We start from the raw sequence: 3,708 nt of genomic DNA on the forward strand, positions 1-3,708 counted from the left end.
ATTCACCTTCTCCCGGCGGCGACGCGCTGATCCTCCCATCGGCTCAGGATCGGAGCCGGTTGCAGTAATGACCTCGGCATCGGCTGTCCGGGTCCTTGGCAAGATCGTCCTGCAACGCTCTCATCGGCTCGCGCTTTTGCATGCGCCGCGGCTCGCCCGGGAGGCGCGACGAGACGGGGCCGCCAAGGCGGCTTAATCAGAGTCAACGGGCCGCCCGTCGACTACTCCAAGGTTGACATGGAAGGCCCGTCGATTTAAGTTCGCGTTAGTGGCCACTAACGCGAACTACTGGACTGCGCTCGGAGATTCGACGAGACGAACGATCTTCGAACTGTTGCTCGAACAGCCTTGTTCGGTCAGCGGACTTGCTCGTGCGCTGCCTGTAACCAGACCAGCGGTCTCTCAGCACCTGAAGGTACTCAAGGAGGCCGGGCTTGTTGCCGACACGCGCTCGGGCAAGGAAAGCATATATCGTATCGATCCCGGCGGCCTGGCAAGTCTGCGCGCGGAAGTCGATCAGTTCTGGAGCAAGACCCTGGCGGGCTACAAACTAGCCGTCGAGCCTCCAAAGAAGGACCAGGTATGAGCAAGCATCCTGCTACCGAGCCTGTAAGGCACTCCGTCGTCGTCGAGGCATCTATGGCGCGTGCCTTCAAGGTCTTCACCGAGGATTTCGGCAGGTTCAAACCTCGCGAGCACAATCTTCTCAAAGTGCCCATTGCTGAGACGATCTTTGAAGCCTGGGTTGGGGGGCACGTTTACGATCGCGGCGTCGACGGCAGCGAGTGTCGCTGGGCTCGTGTATTGACTTACGATCCGCCGAGCCGGCTGGTTCTGAGTTGGGATATCAACCCGCGGTGGCAGATTGAGACCGACCTGAACAAGACCAGCGAATGGGAAGTCCGGTTCACGGCGGAGACGGAGAACCGGACCAGGGTTGAGATCGAGCACAGGAATTTCGAGCGCCACGGCGAAGGCTGGGAGAGCGTGCGCGGTGGGGTCGATAGCGATCAAGGCTGGCCGCTGTACCTGCAGCGGTTCCACGATCTTTTCACCGGTCGGGCGCCCTGACGCCGTGCCGGGATTTGAGAACGTCGCTCGCAAGCACAGTTTGGGTCCATTGCGGTTCCGGTGAGCGGAGACAACATGGAAGCCTATTGGTTAAACATTCTCGGTCGCGTTGGCAATCTACTCGGGTTCGTCCAAAGGATTTGCGGGAGGGCTGGCGGGACCGGTAATCCCTGCAGACGACGACAACCGGCTCTACCTCCGAGGGCGCCCTTCCGACAGATGGCGACCTCCCGAACGAACTGACCGTCAAATATTACGGTCAGCGCGGTAGCGCCGGCCTGATCATCTCCGAAGTCAACGACGTGGATCACGTCCAGCCACGGCTACGCGCGGATTCCCGGGATTCACTCCGAAGCCCAAAAGCAGGCCTGGCGCCCGGTGACCGAAGAGGTTCATCGTCAGGGCGGCACCATCTTCATGCAGCTGTGGCATGTCGGCCGACTGGCGCATTCCTCGCTTCTGCCGAACGGCCAGGCGCCAGTGGGTGTGACCGCGGAACAGGCCGTCGGCTCAGAGGTATTCGCCCATGGCCCGGACGGCCGGTTGCGCTTCATGGCGGCAGAGATGCCGAGGCCGCTCAGCACCGAGGAAGTGACGGCCATGGTGGGAACCTTCGCCAAAGCCGCCGCCAATGCCCGGGAGGTCGGGTTTGACGGAATCGAGATCCATGCCGCCAATGGCTATCTGATCGAGCAGTTCATGAACTCGGTGCTCAACACCCGCACAGACTGCTATGGCGGCGGCAGCATGGAAGATCGTACGCGCTTCCTGATGGAAGTCGTCGACGCGGTCGTGGCGGAATTCGGCCCGGGACGCGTGGGGGTTCGCCTTTCACCGTTCGGCAAGTATATGGTTCGATGCCCGCTGATCGCCTCGTCGAGGAGACGTTCCTGTACATCGTCGAGCAGCTCGGGCGCCGCGGCGTGGCCTATGTCCATCTGCTCTATGAGCTGCTGCCCGACGGCAACATGGAATCGGTCACGTTCGAGGCGCGCCATCTCGACCATGACATGCTCGCCAAGGCGCGAGCGTTGTTCCCCGGCGCGTTCATATGGTGCGGCGGCTTCAATGACGTCGAGCATGCCCAGGCCGCGCCAGCTGGCCATTGGCTGTGGCGGACCGGTCCGTCTATTACACCCGCAACGGTGAAGTGGGGTACACGGACTTCCCCGCCTATTCGAACGACGGCGCAGCAAGCAGGGCCGCCTGACACGGCGATAGGCCGAGCAGGAGTCAGGCTCAGCGCCACATTTCTCGTCACCGGCGCCAGTTCCAAAAAGGTGGAGGCTCACGCCAACGCCGTGGCGCTTCACTTCATGTACTACAATTTTGGCCGTATCCATGCGACCTTGCGGCTGACCCCGGCAATGGCCGCTGGCGTGACTGGCAAACTTTGGGAGTTTGGCGATATCGTGGCCCTGATCGAAGCGAAGGAATCCGAGAAGCCGGCGGTGCGCGGCTCCTATAAGAAGCGCGCGTTCGCCTGACAGACCCCACCGAAGGGTTGCCCACTGCCGATTGATGTTGGTATCAAGACAGACCGATGAACCAGGGTCTTTACTATGGACGAATACGATAATCAGAAGGGCGCGAAGCCAGAGGATGTGCGCGCCGCCTTAAAAGGCTGGGCGTTTTTTGCGGCTGCAACGCTTGCAATCTTCGGCGTGGCCTACGCCCTGATTGAGATGTAGTAGCAATGAAACATTTCTGAGGGTTCGCGATTAGGGCTAAATGGCCCGCTTCTTCTTCGATCTAGTCGACAATGGAACCTCATACCCGGACACGGAAGGCACAGACCTTCCAACCCTAGCTTCTGCCGAAGATGAGGCAGCAAGGGCGTTGCTCGAAATAGCCAAGGACCAGATGCCGAACGGCACATTCCGCCAAGTCGCATTGCAAGTTCATGCCGGTACAACCGCGCCGCTGTTTGTGGTAAAAGCGACGTTCGAGCTAATCCGCAACGAGCCTTATCCCGATCAGCGAGTGGGAGCCTAACCATCTTGCTGTTGAAAGCGCCCGACGCTTTCAGATGCGAGCGGCGGCACGGGTGGAGACTTGCGCTCCACCATAGCAGAGACCGTCCGCATTATCGCTGAATAACTGACCCACTACCCTCACCGCCATTGGCTTGGCAAAATGTGCGTATCAGTGCTTCAGTATCTGGCTGAGAAACAGCTTGGTGCGATCGTGCTGAGGATTGCCGAAGAAGCTGTCCGGCTTGCCTTCCTCGACTATCTGGCCGGCATCCATGAAGATGACGCGGTCGGCCACCGCCCGTGCAAAGCCCATTTCATGAGTGACGCAAACCATAGTCATGCCGTCGCGCGCTAGCCCGGTCATCGTATCGAGCACTTCCGACACCATTTCCGGGTCGAGTGCCGATGTCGGCTCATCGAACAGCATTACCGCCGGCTTCATGCACAGGCTTCGCGCAATGGCGACGCGCTGCTGCTGGCCGCCCGACAGCTGGACCGGGAATTTGTTCGCCTGTTCGGGAATGCGCACGCGCTCCAGGAACTGCAGCGCGGTCTTGCGTGCCTCGGCGGCGGAAACGCCCTTGACCCACATCGGCCCGGCCATGCAGTTCATCAGCACGGTCAGATGCGGAAACAGGTTGAAGTGCTGGAACACCATGCC

General features: G+C 60.5%; 7 protein-coding genes and 1 pseudogene. 7 read left to right on the top strand and 1 reads right to left on the bottom strand.

What is annotated here, in order from left to right; all coding sequences use genetic code 11:
- The 7 genes and pseudogenes from EN884_RS39100 to EN884_RS38780 form a co-directional block, all read left to right on the top strand.
- Window positions 1-196: hypothetical protein (locus EN884_RS39100; RefSeq protein WP_206617665.1), on the top strand; the 196-nt coding region annotated here is incomplete at its 5' end.
- A gap of 72 nt (window positions 197-268) precedes the next feature.
- Window positions 269-586, top strand: a complete 318-nt coding sequence (locus tag EN884_RS29205; RefSeq protein WP_063170682.1) for a metalloregulator ArsR/SmtB family transcription factor — start codon at window positions 269-271, stop codon at window positions 584-586.
- Entirely contained in the window at window positions 583-1,071 is a 489-nt protein-coding gene (locus EN884_RS29210) for an SRPBCC family protein (RefSeq protein WP_013525198.1), read from the top strand. Before EN884_RS29205 ends, EN884_RS29210 begins: the two co-directional genes overlap by 4 nt.
- Window positions 1,072-1,413: 342 nt before the next feature.
- Window positions 1,414-2,220 carry a hypothetical protein gene (locus tag EN884_RS29220; protein ID WP_244514473.1) on the top strand — a complete coding sequence of 269 codons (807 nt, stop codon included), beginning with the start codon at window positions 1,414-1,416 and terminating at the stop codon, window positions 2,218-2,220.
- Between the two features lie 122 nt (window positions 2,221-2,342).
- Window positions 2,343-2,558, top strand: a pseudogene (locus EN884_RS29225) (IS1 family transposase); the annotation flags it as partial.
- Window positions 2,559-2,633: 75 nt separating this feature from the next.
- Window positions 2,634-2,762 carry a hypothetical protein gene (locus EN884_RS40200; protein ID WP_275955654.1) on the top strand — a complete coding sequence of 43 codons (129 nt, stop codon included), beginning with the start codon at window positions 2,634-2,636 and terminating at the stop codon, window positions 2,760-2,762.
- A 40-nt stretch (window positions 2,763-2,802) separates the two neighbouring features.
- A complete protein-coding gene (locus tag EN884_RS38780; RefSeq protein ID WP_063170684.1) occupies window positions 2,803-3,066 on the top strand; it encodes a hypothetical protein in 264 nt (87 codons plus the stop codon).
- 150 nt (window positions 3,067-3,216) lie between these two features.
- Here EN884_RS38780 and EN884_RS29235 read toward each other — a convergent pair.
- A partial coding sequence (locus EN884_RS29235) for an amino acid ABC transporter ATP-binding protein (RefSeq protein ID WP_164895217.1) occupies window positions 3,217-3,708 on the bottom strand: 492 nt, incomplete at its 5' end.

Source organism: Mesorhizobium sp. M7A.F.Ca.AU.001.01.1.1 (genome assembly GCF_004022735.1).
GTDB classification, from domain to species: Bacteria; Pseudomonadota; Alphaproteobacteria; order Rhizobiales; family Rhizobiaceae; genus Mesorhizobium; species Mesorhizobium ciceri.